The sequence below is a fragment of the Cephaloticoccus capnophilus genome (genome assembly GCF_001580045.1).
Classification (GTDB): domain Bacteria; phylum Verrucomicrobiota; class Verrucomicrobiia; order Opitutales; family Opitutaceae; genus Cephaloticoccus; species Cephaloticoccus capnophilus.
In genome coordinates, this window is sequence record NZ_LSZP01000056.1 from 1 (window position 1) to 15,095 (window position 15,095).

The 15,095-nt window shown below is 60.3% G+C and carries 15 protein-coding genes, 1 tRNA gene and 2 pseudogenes; 16 read left to right on the top strand and 2 right to left on the bottom strand.

The window, feature by feature from the left end; genetic code table 11:
* From AXK12_RS07015 to AXK12_RS07060, 11 genes and pseudogenes are all read left to right on the top strand, one after another.
* Window positions 1–515 (top strand): annotated as a pseudogene (locus AXK12_RS07015) (hypothetical protein); the annotation flags it as partial.
* 57 nt (window positions 516–572) lie between these two features.
* Window positions 573–1,070 carry a 3-hydroxyacyl-ACP dehydratase FabZ family protein gene (locus AXK12_RS07020; RefSeq protein ID WP_068712877.1) on the top strand — a complete coding sequence of 166 codons (498 nt, stop codon included), beginning with the start codon at window positions 573–575 and terminating at the stop codon, window positions 1,068–1,070.
* Window positions 1,067–1,981, top strand: coding sequence for an enoyl-ACP reductase FabI (locus AXK12_RS07025; RefSeq protein ID WP_082782723.1), 915 nt, complete (start codon window positions 1,067–1,069; stop codon window positions 1,979–1,981). The genes AXK12_RS07020 and AXK12_RS07025 overlap by 4 nt, the downstream gene beginning before the upstream one ends.
* Window positions 1,978–3,051 carry a 3-oxoacyl-ACP synthase III gene (locus AXK12_RS07030; RefSeq protein ID WP_068712879.1) on the top strand — a complete coding sequence of 358 codons (1,074 nt, stop codon included), beginning with the start codon at window positions 1,978–1,980 and terminating at the stop codon, window positions 3,049–3,051. Before AXK12_RS07025 ends, AXK12_RS07030 begins: the two co-directional genes overlap by 4 nt.
* Window positions 3,052–3,121: 70 nt before the next feature.
* Window positions 3,122–4,042, top strand: a complete 921-nt coding sequence (locus tag AXK12_RS07035) for an alpha/beta fold hydrolase (protein ID WP_068712881.1) — start codon at window positions 3,122–3,124, stop codon at window positions 4,040–4,042.
* A gap of 228 nt (window positions 4,043–4,270) precedes the next feature.
* Complete coding sequence (locus tag AXK12_RS09325) at window positions 4,271–4,447, top strand: hypothetical protein (RefSeq protein WP_197457018.1); 177 nt, start codon at window positions 4,271–4,273, stop codon at window positions 4,445–4,447.
* Between the two features lie 11 nt (window positions 4,448–4,458).
* A complete protein-coding gene (locus tag AXK12_RS07040; protein ID WP_068712948.1) occupies window positions 4,459–5,514 on the top strand; it encodes a PDDEXK nuclease domain-containing protein in 1,056 nt (351 codons plus the stop codon).
* Window positions 5,511–5,735 (top strand): hypothetical protein, encoded by a 225-nt coding sequence (locus AXK12_RS07045; RefSeq protein WP_068712883.1) that lies wholly within the window; start codon window positions 5,511–5,513, stop codon window positions 5,733–5,735. The genes AXK12_RS07040 and AXK12_RS07045 overlap by 4 nt, the downstream gene beginning before the upstream one ends.
* Before the next feature lie 206 nt (window positions 5,736–5,941).
* Window positions 5,942–6,763 (top strand): hypothetical protein, encoded by an 822-nt coding sequence (locus AXK12_RS07050; protein ID WP_156468923.1) that lies wholly within the window; start codon window positions 5,942–5,944, stop codon window positions 6,761–6,763.
* Window positions 6,764–7,077: 314 nt separating this feature from the next.
* Window positions 7,078–7,272, top strand: a pseudogene (locus tag AXK12_RS07055) (type II toxin-antitoxin system RelE/ParE family toxin); the annotation flags it as partial.
* A gap of 44 nt (window positions 7,273–7,316) precedes the next feature.
* Window positions 7,317–7,631: an addiction module antidote protein gene (locus AXK12_RS07060; RefSeq protein ID WP_068712887.1), complete on the top strand. Its 315-nt coding sequence runs from the start codon at window positions 7,317–7,319 to the stop codon at window positions 7,629–7,631.
* A 246-nt stretch (window positions 7,632–7,877) separates the two neighbouring features.
* Here AXK12_RS07060 and AXK12_RS07065 read toward each other — a convergent pair.
* Window positions 7,878–7,954 (bottom strand) — tRNA-Pro (locus tag AXK12_RS07065).
* Window positions 7,955–8,168: 214 nt separating this feature from the next.
* Here AXK12_RS07065 and AXK12_RS07070 point away from each other — a divergent pair.
* The 5 genes from AXK12_RS07070 (at window position 8,169) to AXK12_RS07090 (ending at window position 14,322) form a co-directional block, all read left to right on the top strand.
* Complete coding sequence (locus AXK12_RS07070) at window positions 8,169–8,753, top strand: LysM peptidoglycan-binding domain-containing protein (protein WP_082782725.1); 585 nt, start codon at window positions 8,169–8,171, stop codon at window positions 8,751–8,753.
* A gap of 202 nt (window positions 8,754–8,955) precedes the next feature.
* Window positions 8,956–10,350: a phenylacetate--CoA ligase family protein gene (locus AXK12_RS07075; protein WP_068712891.1), complete on the top strand. Its 1,395-nt coding sequence runs from the start codon at window positions 8,956–8,958 to the stop codon at window positions 10,348–10,350.
* A gap of 216 nt (window positions 10,351–10,566) precedes the next feature.
* A complete protein-coding gene (locus AXK12_RS07080) occupies window positions 10,567–11,367 on the top strand; it encodes a succinate dehydrogenase cytochrome b subunit (protein WP_068712893.1) in 801 nt (266 codons plus the stop codon).
* 73 nt (window positions 11,368–11,440) lie between these two features.
* Window positions 11,441–13,426, top strand: coding sequence for a fumarate reductase/succinate dehydrogenase flavoprotein subunit (locus AXK12_RS07085; protein ID WP_068712895.1), 1,986 nt, complete (start codon window positions 11,441–11,443; stop codon window positions 13,424–13,426).
* A gap of 113 nt (window positions 13,427–13,539) precedes the next feature.
* The gene (locus AXK12_RS07090) at window positions 13,540–14,322 is read left to right on the top strand and encodes a succinate dehydrogenase/fumarate reductase iron-sulfur subunit (RefSeq protein WP_068712950.1); all 783 of its coding nucleotides are present in this window, start codon (window positions 13,540–13,542) and stop codon (window positions 14,320–14,322) included.
* A gap of 212 nt (window positions 14,323–14,534) precedes the next feature.
* Here AXK12_RS07090 and AXK12_RS07095 read toward each other — a convergent pair whose 3' ends face one another.
* Window positions 14,535–15,023, bottom strand: a complete 489-nt coding sequence (locus AXK12_RS07095; RefSeq protein WP_068712897.1) for a hypothetical protein — start codon at window positions 15,021–15,023, stop codon at window positions 14,535–14,537.
* Window positions 15,024–15,095: the final 72 nt, after the last annotated feature.

Here is a 15,095-nt window from a genome sequence, read left to right on the forward strand (position 1 = left end):
CCGACCTGCACACGACGAGCCGCACCTTTTCGGTTTACTACCCCGACACGCGCCCCGGCTCTGATCGCTACACCGTCGTTGCCTCGCTCAACAGCCGCTACCTCGACTGGGAAAAGATGAGCGACGAAGAGTATGCGCAGCACAAGCAGCGGCTAATTGAGGAGTCGCTTGCTTCGCTCGAAAAATTCATCCCCGGCGTGCGCGACAAAATCGATTGGATGGAGGCGGCGACACCGCGCACGGTCGAGCGTTACACGACTCACTGGAGCGGTGCGTCCTTTGGCACGAAGTTCGAGGGGCTGAAAGTTTCGATGGACCTCCCCGAGCAGCTTCCCGGGCTCTATCACGCGGGCAGCGTGGGCATCATCATGTCCGGCTGGCTCGGCACGATTAATTACGGCGTCATCACTGCCAATAAGATCGATAAAGCTCTCTTTGAGATGAAGAAACGGGAAGCGGGGAAAACGCCTACACGGATTTCCGAAGCGGTCGAGCCGGCACCCGCCGCTCACTGATTCACCTGCACCGCCCGCCCAATAAAGACCGCTGTCTCTTCACGCCCGCCCAATAAAATGACCGACGAAGTCACTGCACTCATCCCGCACCGACCGCCTTTTCTTTTTGTCGACCGTATCCTGAGCGCGGATACCGACTCGCTCGTTGCCGAGCGGACTTGGGCTCCGGAGGAAGACTTTTATCGCGGGCACTATCCCGAAGCTCCGATTACGCCTGGAGTGTTGTTGTGCGAAGCGGTTTTTCAGACCGGCGCACTGTATATGGCCAAGCGTGCGCAAGCGGAAGCTGCGGCGGCGGGGCAGGGAGGAAAGAGTGAGGGCGTGCCTTTGCTCGCGAAAATCAGTGACGTGCGTTTCCGCTCGCCCGTTTTTCCCGGTGACGTCGTGCAAATCGAAGTGCGCAAAAAGGAGACTCTTGGCGGCTTTACGATGATGGACGGCGCGATTCGCAAGGCCGATGGCACGCGCGTCCTCAACGTCAGTTTCGCCGTCGCGTGGAAAACGCCGGAGGGCGGCGGCGGCGGAGCAGGGGCGCTAGGAGGGCGCGCGAAGTGAGCCGCGACTTTCTCCAGCTCGCGGGTAAGCGCGTGCTCGTCCTCGGTGTCGCCAACCGTAAAAGCGTCGCGTGGCACATCGCCCAAGCTCTCGAAGAGCAGGGCGCGACTGTCCTCTACAGCGTGCGCTCCGAAGCGCGTCGCAAATCTCTAAACACGCTTTTGGCGCAAAAGCCCGTTTACCTTTGCGATGTGGAGGAGGAGGGGGCCGTCGAGCGACTTGCCGCGCAAATTGCGGCGGATGCGCAGGGCGAGCCGCTGCATGGCGTCGTGCACTCAATCGCCTTCGCTAACTACAGCGAAGGCTTTAGGCCGTTTCACGAAACGCGCCGTGCCGACTTCCTCCAAGCGACCGCGATCTCTGCCTTTTCGCTCGTCGAACTCGCTAACGCGCTAAAACCGCAACTCGCGCCGGACGCTTCGGTGGTGACGATTGGCATTTCTTCGCTGCAAGTCACACCCGACAACTACGGCTACATGGGCCCGATAAAGGCCGCGCTAGAGTCGAGCGCGCGTTTTTTAGCCAAGTCGTTTAGCGCGGACAGCGCAGTGCGCTTCAATGTCGTTGGCGCAGGCCCGCTCAAAACCAGTGCCTCGGCGGGCATTCCCGGCTACCTCGAAAGCTACCTTTACACCGAAAAACTCACACTGCGCCGCCAAAATCTCTCGACCGCCGAAGTGGCCAACGCGGCACTCTTCCTGCTCAGCCCGCGCAGCAGCGGCATCAACGCCACAACGCTCGTGGTCGATGCGGGCCTGGGCTCCAACTTTTACGACGCCGACCTCGTCCGGCTCGCCATGCGGCCCGAGCATCCGGCGCGAACAGCGGCGCTTTCTCCTTCTGCCGGCAAGCCGACAAGTAACGGGGCTGCGCTGCCCGGCTCGCCAATAAGAGGGGCTGTGACCCAATGAAATTTTCCCAAACCTACATCGAGTCCCTCGCCGCCGCGCTCCCCGATGAAATCCTCACTTCTGCGGAGATTGAGCGCCGGCTTGCGCCGCTCTACGAGCGGCTCCACCTGCCCGAAGGCCGCCTCGAATTAATGACCGGCATTCGCGAGCGCCGACTCTGGCCAGCGGGTACGCGGGCCTCCGATGCGAGCGCACGGGCCGGTCGCGCTGCGCTCGCCAAATCGTGCATCCGCCCCGAGCAAATCGAGCTCTACATCCATGCCGCCGTTTGCCGCGACATGCTGGAGCCCGCGACCGCCGCCTTTGCCCATCGCAAAATCGGGCTTAGCCCGAACTGCCAAATCTTTGATCTTTCCAATGCCTGCCTCGGCTTCCTCAACGCGCTGACACTTGCCGCCAGCATGATTGAAGCGGGGCAAATCCGCGCCGCCCTCATCACTTGCGGCGAAGACAGCCGCCCGCTCGTCGAGCAGACCTTGCGCACGCTTAATGCCGAGCCTTTAACGCGAAACGGGATAAAGCCCTACTTTGCTAACCTCACAGTCGGCTCGGGCGCAGTCGGCGCGGTCGTGTGTCACGAAAGCCTCGTGGTGCCTGAAGGGCTCGGCAGCGGTGGCGCAGCAGGGGAGTCGTCGCGCGCGCACCGGTTGATCGGTGGGGTCGTACGCGCGGCGACCGCGCACAGCGAGCTCTGCCAAGGCGAGACGCACGGCGCAGACTCACTGGCTATGCAGACCGACTCCGAAGCACTGCTCATTGCGGGGGTCACACTCGCGCACGAAACTTGGGGGCAGTTTTGCGAAGAAACCGGCTGGGACGCGGCTACGCCCTCCCGCTTTATTTGCCACCAAGTCGGCAGCATTCATCGGCGTAAGCTTTACGACACGCTCGGGATCGATCTCGCGAAGGATTTTTCGACCTTTGAGTTTTTGGGCAACACCGGCTCGGTCGCGCTGCCCGCGACGCTCGCGCTCGCAGTAGAAAAAGGCGTCGTCCGCTCCGGCGACAAAGTCGCACTCCTCGGCATCGGCAGCGGGCTTAACTCGCTGATGCTCGCCGTGGAATGGTAGTAGTAGGCGTGTGCGCAACACAGGGGCGCAGCCCCGTCTTTTCCGCCGAGCCCGCCGTAAAAAACGAACCATGAATCCACCTCCTGCCGCGATTTTTCCACCCGAACTCCGCGAAGCACTTTATCCCTTTGTGTCGCACTGGTTCACGACACCGAGCGGCGCACGAATGCATTACTTGGACGAGGGCCCGGAGGGAGACGGCACGACGTGCGACGAGGCGGTGCTGATGCTCCACGGAAACCCGACTTGGTCGTTTTATTATGCCCAACTCGTAAAAGCGGTTTCGCCCAAGCTGCGTTGCATCGCTGCCGACCACATCGGAATGGGGCTCTCCGAAAAGCCGCAGAACTACGATTACCACTTAAAAACGCGAATCGACGACATCGCTGCGCTCGTTGCCACGCTCGGACTCCGGCGCGTGCATTTAGTCGTTCACGATTGGGGCGGAGCGATTGGCTTTGGCTTCGCGGCGCGGCACCCCGAGCTCATTGGCCGAATCGTCATCCTCAACACGGCGGCCTTTCGCTCAAAATGGATTCCCGCACGAATTGCGCTCTGTAAACTCCCAGTAATCGGCCCGGCAATCGTGCGCGGATTAAATGGCTTTGCGCGCCCCGCGCTCGCGATGTCGATGAGCCGCCGCGCGCTCAGTGGCGATGAACGACGTGCATTGATTTTCCCCTATAACTCATGGGCAAACCGCGTGGCCGTTAGCGGCTTTGTTCGCGATATCCCGATGAGCGCCGCACATCCGAGTTGGGACACCTTGAGCGAAGTCGAAGCGGGGCTCGCGCAGTTTCAGAAAACCCCCGTACTGATCCTGTGGGGCGGACGCGACTTTTGTTTCAACAAACGCTTCTACGACGAATGGCGGGCGCGACTGCCAAATGCCGAGGCGAGTTTTTATAAAGACGCCGGACACTACGTGCTCCTCGACGCAGCGGAACAAGTCATCCCCAAAATTAGCGAATTCCTCACCCGTCCAGCCTGACCACGCGCCAAAGCGCAAGCCTCGCCATTCATGGCGAGGTCAAGCGAGGCAGTTGTTATATGGAGCCGAAGGCTCCGCCAACTGGTGGCGGAGAATCCCCAGACTCAAGGCCGGGGTTCTTCACTCAAGCCAAGGCGCCTCGAAGAGCAGATAGGGGGACCGGATGCAGGGCTCCGATTTTTTCGCTATAATGGACAAAGCTGAAAATATTTGTCTTTAATAGCGAACATGCCCCGCAAACCACCTGTTGTCTTTCCACAGGAGCAGCGCCTGGCCGGCAAGCGGCGCAAGCTGAGCAACGCGGTGGTGGCCCGCGACGCCGGGTTCAAAGACAGCGCGGTCAAGATCAACGTGGAACAAATCTTCAAACTGTTGTCGCCATCCACCGAAGTGAAGAGCATTTGAGGGAGGCGCACATGAGTAAAGATCAATTGACTGTCAGCCCAGTTGGATATGCCGACTGGCTGGCTGAACTTAAGCAGCGTATCCATTCAGCGCAGCAACGCGCTACGCTTGCGGTCAATCGTGAGCTGGTGCTGCTGTACTGGCAGATCGGTCAGGACATTTTGGCGCGTCAGGCCAGTCAGGGTTGGGGCACGAAGGTGATCGAGCGGCTGGCGCATGACTTGCGCGCAGCCTTTCCGGACATGAAGGGCTTTTCCCCGCGCAACCTCAAATATATGCGGGCCTTTGCCGAGGCGTGGCCGGATGGCGAATTTGTGCAAGCGGCGCTTGCACAATTGCCCTGGTATCACCAGTTGGCCCTGCTGGACAAGCTCCAGAGCACCGAGGAGCGGCAATGGTACGCCGCGCAAGCCCTGGAAAACGGCTGGTCGCGCAACGTGCTGGTGATGCAGATCGAATCCGGCTTGCGCCAGCGTACGGGCAAGGCCGTTACCAACTTCGATCAGCGCCTGCCTGCACCGCAATCCGATCTGGCCCGCGAGTCACTGAAAGACCCGTACCGCCTGGACTTTCTCGGTCTTGGCAAGGAGGCGCAGGAACGTGCCATTGAGGATGCGCTGGTCAAGCACGTCACCCAGTTCCTGATGGAGCTGGGTGCGGGCTTTGCTTTCGTCGGACGGCAGGTGCATGTGGAGGTGGGCGACAAGGATTTCTACATTGATCTGTTGTTCTATCACCTGAAGTTGCGCTGCTATGTGGTGGTGGAACTGAAGGCCGGGGAGTTCCAACCCGAATACGCAGGCAAGCTCAATTTCTACCTCAGCGCGGTGGACAGCCAACTCAGGCATCCCAGCGACAACCCCAGTCTGGGCCTGTTGCTGTGCAAAAACCGCGACAAGGTGGTGGCCGAGTACGCCTTGCGCGACATGAACAAGCCCATCGGCGTTGCGGAGTATCAACTGGTGCAGGCCTTGCCCAAGGAACTGCAAACAGACTTGCCTCGCATCGAGGATATCGAGAGTGAGTTGCGGGATGCGGAGGATGCGCCCGGGGAGGCGCGGGCATGAAGCTGAAATTCAAGACCCAAGCCTACCAGACCGCCGCCGTGCAGGCGGTGGTGGACTGCTTCAAGGGGCAGGTTCCGTATCATGGCGGCATCCGCTACCGCCTTGACGGTGGCACCCGCAAGGCAGCACCGACCAGCCCTCAGGGCGCGCTGGCGCTGGAGGCCGCGCCGGAGTTTGGTCGATCCCAAATCCTGTTTTTTCAAAAGTCTGACCGTCCATGAACACGGACACCCTCACGCTGGCAGGCCACACGTACACCTCGCGCTTGCTCGTCGGCACCGGCGGCGGGCGGGCTTGAGGCGCGTTATTGCCTCCCGCCGGTTTTGAAGCGATGGCGTGCTCTTGGCCTGCCGCTTAAAGAAAGCTGGCGCGTGAGGCTTTACAGTCGGCGGTGGCGGCGTTTCGCTCCGGGGTTTTCCCTTTTCTTATGAGTTCACCCGAGAAATCCGCTGCTGCTGCCGTTGCTCCCACTGCGCCCGCTTCCGAAAATGCCCCCGCCAGTCCTAGCTTCGAAGAGAAGCTAAATGGGTTTTGGGCAAAGAACCGGAAGCTCGTTTTCCTGCTCTGTGCCGTGGTTGTCGTGGTGATTGTCGCGCGCGAAGTTTCGGTGCTCAGTGCCGCTCAATCGCGTGAGCGTCTGGCGCAAAGCTATGCTACCGCGGCGGCGACCCCTGAGGGATTACGCCAGTTTGCGCAGGACAATGCGGGGCTCCAACTCGGCGGGGTCGCGTGGTTGCAGGTCGCTGATGCCGCTTACGAGGCGGACAAGTTTTCGGATGCGGCGAGTGCTTACGAGCAGAGCCTGAAGGGCTTGGCTCGTGGGTCCACGCTTGCGAATCGTGCCGCGCTGGGCTTGGCGGTTTCGCAGCTAAAGGGCGGCTCCGAGGCGCAAGGCAAGGCGGCACTCGCCGCGCTGGCGGATAGTCCGAGCGTGTCGGTCGCTGTGCGTGCTGAGGCGGCCTACCACCTCGCGCTCTCGGCGCATGTGGCGGGTGAGCAAGAGGCCTTTGCCCAGCGGGCGACGCAGCTCGCGCAAATCGACCCGGCGAGTTTGTGGAACCAGCGGCTGCTTAGCCTGCAAGTGACGCGCTCAATGAGCGGGGCAAGCGCCGGAGCGACTTCTGCAAGCCCGAGCGTAAGCATCTTGCCAGCGGCCTTGCTGAGGCCCGCCGCCCAAAGTGAGGCTGGCGAATCTGCTCCTGCTGAGGAACCGAGCGAGCCAGTTATCAAGTTTAACTTGGGCAACTAAAGCCCTGCTTCGCGGGAGGGCCTGTGTATATAAAGAAAGTAAAGTGGCGGGCCTCCTCTGCCTTCTGCTATGGGGAGACTTGAGTAGTAACAATCAAGAGTGTTGATAGCTAAGGAGTTGCCCAAACCTGAGCTAAATTCATGCCAGTTTTGTGCCAATTTCGCGGCGATTCGAGGCAAAGCTGGCGTCAGGACCCCGCACATTTCGCAACAGTTTGTTAGCAAAGCGACAGCGCTTCGCTGGACGCGGTAAGAATCCTCTTGCTAGCAAGGAGAGGATGTTAATCTTCGTGAACAAGTGATTACACTCAAGCCATGTTCACGGTCAGACAGACCCCAGAATTCGAGCAGTGGCTCAACGGCCTGAAGGACGGGCTGACGCGCATCCGCCTGGGCAAGCGGCTGGACAAAGCGCAGCGTGGGATTCTGGGCGATGTGGAACCGGTGGGCGAAGGCGTCAGCGAGATGCGCGAGTTCTTCGGTCCCGGCTGGCGCATGTACTACGTCCAGATCGCGCCCTACGCGGGCGCGTGGATTGAAACGTGAGTAACACAATGACCAAGACGCTCAAGATTTCCAGCCTCCCCGAGTTCGATCTCGCGGAACACCTCAAGACCAACGAGGACGTGGCCAACTACCTAACCCTCGTGCTTGAAGAGAACGATCCGGCCGAGTTGGCGCACGCCCTCGGCGTCATCGCGCGTGCGCGCGGCATGAGCGAAGTGGCAAAAGCCAGTGGACTGACGCGCGAGGCGCTGTACAAGGCGCTGCGCCCTGAGTCCCAGCCACGATTCGACACCATCATGCGCGTATGCGGAGCACTCGGGGTGCGCTTTGTCGCCGAACCTCGTCACTCTTTAAACGTGTAAACTAAGAAATTCAGCAAATTGCGCGATCAAATGTTGCCAGCGTCACAATCACGGGCGGCAGCCCGCAACGTGACGCATAGACCCCAGCACGCCGCGCTAACTTCCGCTGCGCCGAGACAATCGCCGCACGACGAGCACTCACCTTGCCCCGACCCTTATCTTGTGCCAAAATCGACCACAAAACGCCGTTATAATGCACTTCTTGTAACACTTTCCTCTCTGGCGCCGCCCTCGACGCCTCGTCCATGGTCGGGGCGGGGAGATTCGAACTCCCGACCTCCTGCTCCCAAAGCAGGCGCTCTACCAGGCTAAGCTACACCCCGAAAATGTAAGGCGGACAGAGCGGGCGATTTGCGGGGCTTTGTCAACTGCGGGCCGTGTTTATTTGGGGCCGTGCCGCGAATAGCCGGGCAGAGATCGGGACTGCGTTTGTTTGCCGTGTGATAAAACGGGCGTTGGAGTGTGGAAGACTCTTGCCTAGGGAGAGGCTTGGTCTTTTGTCGCGCGAACCCTCTCCAACTCTCTCTTTTTCTCTCTATGGACACTATCGGATCTCGCGAACCTAACAGCATGCTGCCCGTCGGGGCGATTATTGTTGGCGTAATCGGGCTGCTGCTCGGCGGCTATGCAGCTCTCACAATCGGTAACGTTAAGCGCACGCTCGCAGAGCACGAGGGGAAGATGGCACGCTTTGACCAGTTCGAGTCACAGGTTTCCACGGCGGCTTCGGCGAGCGAGAAGGCGACGCGCGATATCGGCGCGCTGACGCGCTCGACGCAGGATGCGTTTAACCAGGTGGGGGCGGAGTTGGGCAACCTGCGCGGTGCAATCACTAAGCTGGAGGAGGCCCCGCGTACGCGCGCCGCCGCGACGGCTGCTCCGGCAGCGAATCGCGGAAATGCCGCCGCTGCCGCTTCGGCAAATGCGGGCACGACGGCGTCCAATAATGCGGCTGCGCGGCCTGCGGGGGCGGCTTCGGGCGAGTATGTCGTCAAATCGGGCGACACGGGGGTGAAGATTGCGCGCGAGGTAGGCATCTCGCTTGGCGCACTTCAAAACGCCAACCCCGATGTGAATTGGAACCGGCTCCATGTTGGCCAAAAACTCAATATTCCGAGGTAAGTTACTTTGCCATTTACGTAGGAGTGGCATGCCGCCGCTCCTGTTTATCTCACGGACAAGATATGGCGGACAAGGTGTTCTTCCCCTACTTTGTCGGAGGCCGCTCGCAGACTGTTTTTGTTTTGCAGGCCGGTGCGAGGCGCACGGCCACTTGTTGGCGGTCTGGCTAGGATTTGAGTGATTCTTCGGCTTTCCTCCCCCCATGACTTCCCAACCCCAATTCGCTAACTCTGCGGAACCGTTTGTGCGAGAGCGTGAGGCAGTGGAGCCTTCGCGTTTGCCGGAGCCCTTGGAGGACGAGATCAGGGCGATTTATAGGCGAAGCCCGCTGTATGCAGAGCGGTTTCCACTGCACCCCGAGCCGCTGCACTGGGCCTGTTACCGGGAGATTCCGGCCTTGTCGAAGGAGGAGATCGTAGCGCGTGGGGCGGAGGCGTTTTTCCAAAATTACACGGAGGTCGAGCGCGGCTTGCAGGAGGCGCGTTACGAATACGAGAGCACAGGCGGGACAACCCAGCGTCCGATGACCGTGATTATGGAGCGCGGCTGGTGGGAGGCGCAAACCGAGCGTGCGTATCGGGCTTCGCCGATCTTACGCGAGTTTGTCGGTAGGCGTTACCGCAAGTGCGTTTTGGCCCCCGTGGGTTGTTCGAGTAATCTTTGTCCCTACGAGGATCACGCGTTTCCAAACCGGTATTTCGACGGGACGGTTTATCTGAATTTGTCGAGCGATCCGTTTTCATTTCCCGAGAGCGAGTGGGACCGGATCGTGTTGGAATTGCAGGCGACGAAGCCCGAAGTGCTAGAGGGCGAGCCGGTGTATTTGTCGTTGCTCGCGCGGGCTCTCGCTCGGCGTGGCGTGCGAGTGCCGAGTGTGCGCGTAGTGATTTTGACTTACGGAAAGGCGAGCCGGCAGCATGCGGCACGAGTAAGCGAGGTGTTTCCGGGCGCTCGCTTGGTCGATCTCTACGGCTCAACGGAAGCGGGCTACTTGTTCGTCGGCGAGGCGTTTTGCGATAACGCCCAGCCAGTCGAGGAGAATGCGTTTATAGAACTCGCGTCGTTCGACTGGGGCGCAGTAGGCGTGCCGCCGACAAGTGGCCGTGCCCCTGGCACCGGCATGCCAAATGAAAGGGGCTGCGACCGCGATGTCCGCGAAATTGTCGTGACGACGCGGGGCAGGGAGGCGATGCCGCTCTTGCGTTACCGGACGGGCGATTTGGTGCGAAAGCTACCGAGCGGCTATCGCGTACTGGGGCGGGCGCGGGATTTGTATTGGCGTCCGCACGACAGCGCACTCATCTCGGTTTACGAAGTCGATGCGGCGTTGCCGGGCGATTTCGCGTGCTGGCATTACCAGCTGGTGCAAACGAGCGCGGCGCGTTGGGATTTTTACTATGTGGCCGATGCGACGTATCCGGCGGCGAAGTTGGAGGCGGCGTTGGCTGAACTGCTTGGCGCGGGGCAGGGGAGCAGCGTTCGAGTAAATGCCTTTCGGCGGCGAGTGATCGCGCCTTCCGCGAGTGGCAAATTTTCGCCCTTAAGGCTGCTGAGTAAGGTAAGCGGTTTTAACCAACAAGTCGTCGGTAGTCACTGATTGTCGCTGCGTTAGCAGAGCGGTCGTGCGGCGTGTTTCACGCTTGTCGGCGGCGTAAATGTCTGGGGCGACACGCCTTCTTCTTTGCGAAGTAAGGGCAGCTAATACACTGCGAGACCGATTCCCAATAAAAGGCATGCGGCTTTACAGGGTTTTCTTGTGAGGCTTAACCCTTGGTGTAGGCTGAATTACCCCCTGCCTCTCCCCCCAAAATTTATGAGCCCAATCGCCACTCTCTTTCGCTCTTCCATTGGTCGAAAATTTCTCATGGCCCTCAGCGGAATCGTGCTCGTCGGTTTCGCGATTGGGCACTTGGTCGGCAACCTCCAGATTTTCAGTCATCCCGACCATCTCAACGGCTATGCCGAGTTTCTGCATAATACGGGCCCGATGTTATGGGTGGTGCGCGCGGTGATGTTGCTCTCGCTTGGGGTGCACGTTTGGGCGGCGACGGTGCTGACTTTGGAAAACAAGCGAGCGCGTGGCGGGCAGGCTTACGCTGCGGGGAAGAACTGGCTGCGTGCGCCCTTCGCGTCGCGCTATATCCGGCTGACGGGCTACGTGGTGCTGGCCTTTGTCTTGTATCACCTCGCGCACTTCACGCTGGGCGTCACAAATCCGGCGGACTTTAAGGGTGCACATGCCTACGTAATGCAGGGCGACTACGCGGTGGCGGGGCTGCCGGTCGTCGCCGCGGGGACACAGGTCGATAACGTCTACCTCATGGTGTATCGCGGCTTCGAGAGCGTGCCAGTTTCGCTTTTCTACATTGTGGCGGTGGGGCTGCTCTCGCTGCATTTGCTGCACGGCATTGATAGCCTTTTCCAAACGCTCGGGCTGCGCTCGCAGACTTGGGCGGGCGCGCTGCGCAAGATCGTGGCCCTCGTGTGTTTGCTCTACTTCATCGGTAACGTGGCGATTCCGGGGGCGATTCTCACCGGTGCACTCGCACCCCATCCTGCCGCTGAAGTTTACTCGGTAAGTGCCACTGCGACTGCCGCTAGTGCGCAAAACTGAATCTCAAGTTTGCCTCCTTTCTAAATCGATTTCGTAAAAACTGCTTTCTGCCCCTCCAGCCCTTTTGCTCAACATGGCCACTCTCAATTCCAACGTCCCGCCTGGCCCACTCGCTGAAAAGTGGAGCAACCACAAGTTCAACAACAAGCTGGTCAACCCAGCCAACAAGCGGAAATACGAGGTCATCGTTGTCGGCGCGGGGTTGGCAGGAGCCTCCGCCGCGGCGAGTCTCTCGGAGCTTGGCTATCGGGTAAAGTGTATCGTCTTTCACGATAGCCCGCGCCGTGCGCACTCCATCGCTGCACAGGGTGGTATTAACGCCGCTAAGAATTACCAAAACGACGGCGATAGCGTGTATCGACTTTTTTACGACACGATTAAGGGCGGCGACTACCGCGCTCGCGAGGCCAACGTCCACCGGCTCGCCGAAGTGTCGGCCAACATCATCGACCAATGCGTGGCCCAAGGCGTGCCCTTTGCGCGCGAATACGGTGGGCTCTTGGCGAATCGCTCCTTCGGTGGGGCGCAGGTGTCGCGCACCTTTTATGCGCGCGGGCAAACGGGCCAGCAGCTCCTGCTTGGGGCTTACTCGGCACTCTCGAAACAGGTCGGCGCGGGCGCGGTGGAGCTTGTCACGCAACACGAGATGGTCGACCTCGTGGTGATTGACGGGCATGCGAAGGGCGTCATCACGCGCGACCTCGTGACCGGTGAGTTCCACCGTCACTCGGGTGACGCAGTCGTGCTGGCGACCGGCGGTTATGGAAACGTCTTTAACCTATCGACCTACGCGCGCGGATCGAATGCGACCGCGATCTGGCGCGCCTACAAACGCGGTGCCTGCTTCGCCAACCCGTGCTACACGCAGATTCACCCGACCTGCATTCCCGTTTCGGGCGACTACCAATCGAAGCTCACGCTGATGTCGGAATCGCTGCGCAACGACGGTCGGATCTGGGTGCCGAAAAATGCCTCCGATTGTAAGAAGAACCCCAACGATATCCCTGAGGAAGACCGCGACTACTACTTGGAGCGGATTTATCCGTCGTTTGGAAACCTCGCCCCACGTGATGTTTCTTCGCGCGCGGCGATGCGGATGTGTGACGAGGGACGCGGGGTAGGCGAGTCGGGGCTCGGCGTGTATTTGGATTTTGCGGACGCGATTCAGCGTTATGGCCACCAAGCGGCCGCCCGTGCGAACCTCACGAATCCCCCTGCCGAGCAAATCCTTGCGTTGGGCGAGGCGGCGGTGCGCGAGCGTTACGGAAACCTCTTCGACATTTACAAAGAGATCACCGACGAGGACGCCTACAAGCAGCCCATGCGCATTTACCCCGCCGTGCACTACACGATGGGTGGGCTTTGGGTGGACTATAACCTCATGAGTAACCTGCCCGGGCTCTTCGTCCTCGGTGAGGCCAACTTCTCCGACCACGGTGCAAACCGGCTCGGCGCCTCGGCCCTCATGCAAGGGCTCTCCGATGGCTACTTCGTTTTACCGAACACGATCAACGGCTACCTCGCGGGTCAAAAGCCCAACAACAAACCCTCGACCGATGCCCCCGAGTTTGTGGAGGCCGAGGAGCGCAGCGCGGACGTCGTTCGTCGCCTCATGTCCGTGAAGGGTAAGGAGCCGGTGAATCATTACCACAAACGGCTCGGGCTCATTATGTGGAAGCGCTGCGGGATGGCGCGCACTCGCGAGGGCCTGCAAAAAGGCATCGAGGAAATCCAGGCTTTGCGCGAAGAGTTTTGGGCGGGGGTCAACGTCCCCGGTTCCGCCGAAAACATGAACCAAGCCCTCGAGCGCGCGAACCGCGTGGCCGACTTCATGGAGCTTGGCGAACTGATGTGCCGCGATGCGCTCGCTCGCGAAGAGAGCTGCGGCGGTCACTTCCGCGAGGAGTACCAATACCCCGACGGCGAGTGTCTGCGCGACGACGAGAAGTTCGCCCACGTCGCCGCTTGGGAATACCAAGGCGAGGGCGTCGAGCCGCTGCGCAACGTCGAGCCGCTCGACTACGAATTCGTTAAGATGAGCATGCGCTCCTACAAGTAACCCAAGTCTTGCGCGACACGCTTGCACTCCCCGCCTCGCCGAAACCGAAAAACACTAGACCTCTTCCCACAATGGCTGCGGACACTCACTCCACTACGACGCCTCGAAAAAACATCTCTGTTACGCTGCAAATCTGGCGGCAAGCGGCAGCGGATAAGCCGGGCCACTTCGTCGAATACAAGGCGACGAATTGTAACCCGAATATGTCGTTCCTCGAAATGCTCGACGTCGTAAACGACGATCTCGAAAAGCGCGGAGAAGACCCGATCGCCTTTGCGCACGACTGCCGCGAAGGCATTTGCGGCACCTGCTCACTCGTAATCGACGGCAAGCCGCACGGTCCGCACGAGGGTATCGCCTCGTGCCAGACTTACATGCGCAGCTTCGAGGACGGCGCGGTCATCACGGTCGAGCCCTATCGCGCTAAACCCTTTCCGGTTATCAAAGACCTCATTACCGACCGTTCGGCTTTCGATAAAATCCAGCAAGCGGGCGGCTTCATCAGCATCCGCACTGGCGCAGCGCAAGACGCCAACGCGCTTCCGATTCCCAAGCAAGATGCCGACCTCGCGATGGATGCTGCCGCGTGCATCGGCTGCGGCGCCTGCGTGGCGGCCTGCAAAAATGCGGCGGCTATGCTCTTTGTCTCGGCCAAGGTCTCGCAGTTTGCGCTGCTTCCTCAAGGTCAGCCTGAGCGCGACACGCGCGTGCTCAACATGGTGGCTAAGATGGACGAGCTGGGCTTCGGCAACTGCACCAACCAATACGAGTGCTCAGCGGCCTGCCCGAAACTGATTTCGCACGACTTCATTGGCCGGATGAACCGCGACTATATCGCCGCGACCTTCCGTGCCGCCTGCAAAGACAAGCCCGCCGCCAGCACCGGCGGCGCCTAGAGGGCTTTTCGCGTTTGAAACGCGAGGCATCTGGCTCGCGGCTCGCCACTCACGTGTGCTGCGCACGCTCGCCCCACGCGTAGTGGGAAAAAGGCGTATCAGCGCGGCCGCGGTTGAAACGCGAACAGCCCCTGGGGAGGATGCTGCAACGAAGGGGGAAACGTAGGCGCGTATGCTTAAAGTGTCGCGAGAGCGTAGAATGCCACGGGTGCTCAGCGAAGGAGTGCGGTGAGGTCGATTTGGCCGCGAGATTGCACGGGGATGTGCTCGGTTTCGTTGCCCAGGCGGTAGCGCATTGTGGTGACTAGGCGGTAATTTACGGGGCCTGAGAGCCCGCGCTCGGCGAGTTGGCGCAGGACCTGGGGCTTTTCGATTTCGACAAACACTTCGCGCTCTACATTTCCGGCGGGCGGGATGCCTAGGGCTTGGCGGTTGGTCGCTAGGCCGACGTAGTTGCCTTCGAGATACAGCTTATGCTTCGTTTCGGCAAAGGCGACGGGCATGATGTTGTCGTTAAAGAAGCGCAGGGTCATCACGGCGCGGCGGTGGTTGCCGGTGGCAGTGCTTGCGGCGGTGGGCTGTAGGTCCGTGACGGCGATTGCGATACCGCTAATTTTGTAACGCGTTTGGCAGCCGCTGAATGAGAGGCCACCGAGGAGGGCGAGAATCGAGAAAAGCGATAGGGAACGCAGTAAAGTCATGGTGCGGATGAGAAGTGTCGGTGCGCCCGACGGCAAGCATCGGTCGATGTGTAAATGGCCAATTCTCAATAC

Excerpts from the sequence above, each read along its gene's own strand:
- AXK12_RS07020 (WP_068712877.1), top strand. The coding sequence starts at position 573 with ATGACCGACGAAGTCACTGCACTCATCCCGCACCGACCGCCTTTTCTT.
- AXK12_RS07030 (WP_068712879.1), top strand. The coding sequence starts at position 1,978 with ATGAAATTTTCCCAAACCTACATCGAGTCCCTCGCCGCCGCGCTCCCC.
- AXK12_RS07035 (WP_068712881.1), top strand. The coding sequence starts at position 3,122 with ATGAATCCACCTCCTGCCGCGATTTTTCCACCCGAACTCCGCGAAGCA.
- AXK12_RS09325 (WP_197457018.1), top strand. The coding sequence starts at position 4,271 with ATGCCCCGCAAACCACCTGTTGTCTTTCCACAGGAGCAGCGCCTGGCC.
- AXK12_RS07040 (WP_068712948.1), top strand. The coding sequence starts at position 4,459 with ATGAGTAAAGATCAATTGACTGTCAGCCCAGTTGGATATGCCGACTGG.
- AXK12_RS07045 (WP_068712883.1), top strand. The coding sequence starts at position 5,511 with ATGAAGCTGAAATTCAAGACCCAAGCCTACCAGACCGCCGCCGTGCAG.
- AXK12_RS07050 (WP_156468923.1), top strand. The coding sequence starts at position 5,942 with ATGAGTTCACCCGAGAAATCCGCTGCTGCTGCCGTTGCTCCCACTGCG.
- AXK12_RS07060 (WP_068712887.1), top strand. The coding sequence starts at position 7,317 with ATGACCAAGACGCTCAAGATTTCCAGCCTCCCCGAGTTCGATCTCGCG.
- AXK12_RS07070 (WP_082782725.1), top strand. The coding sequence starts at position 8,169 with ATGGACACTATCGGATCTCGCGAACCTAACAGCATGCTGCCCGTCGGG.
- AXK12_RS07075 (WP_068712891.1), top strand. The coding sequence starts at position 8,956 with ATGACTTCCCAACCCCAATTCGCTAACTCTGCGGAACCGTTTGTGCGA.
- AXK12_RS07080 (WP_068712893.1), top strand. The coding sequence starts at position 10,567 with ATGAGCCCAATCGCCACTCTCTTTCGCTCTTCCATTGGTCGAAAATTT.
- AXK12_RS07085 (WP_068712895.1), top strand. The coding sequence starts at position 11,441 with ATGGCCACTCTCAATTCCAACGTCCCGCCTGGCCCACTCGCTGAAAAG.
- AXK12_RS07095 (WP_068712897.1), bottom strand. The coding sequence starts at position 15,023 with ATGACTTTACTGCGTTCCCTATCGCTTTTCTCGATTCTCGCCCTCCTC.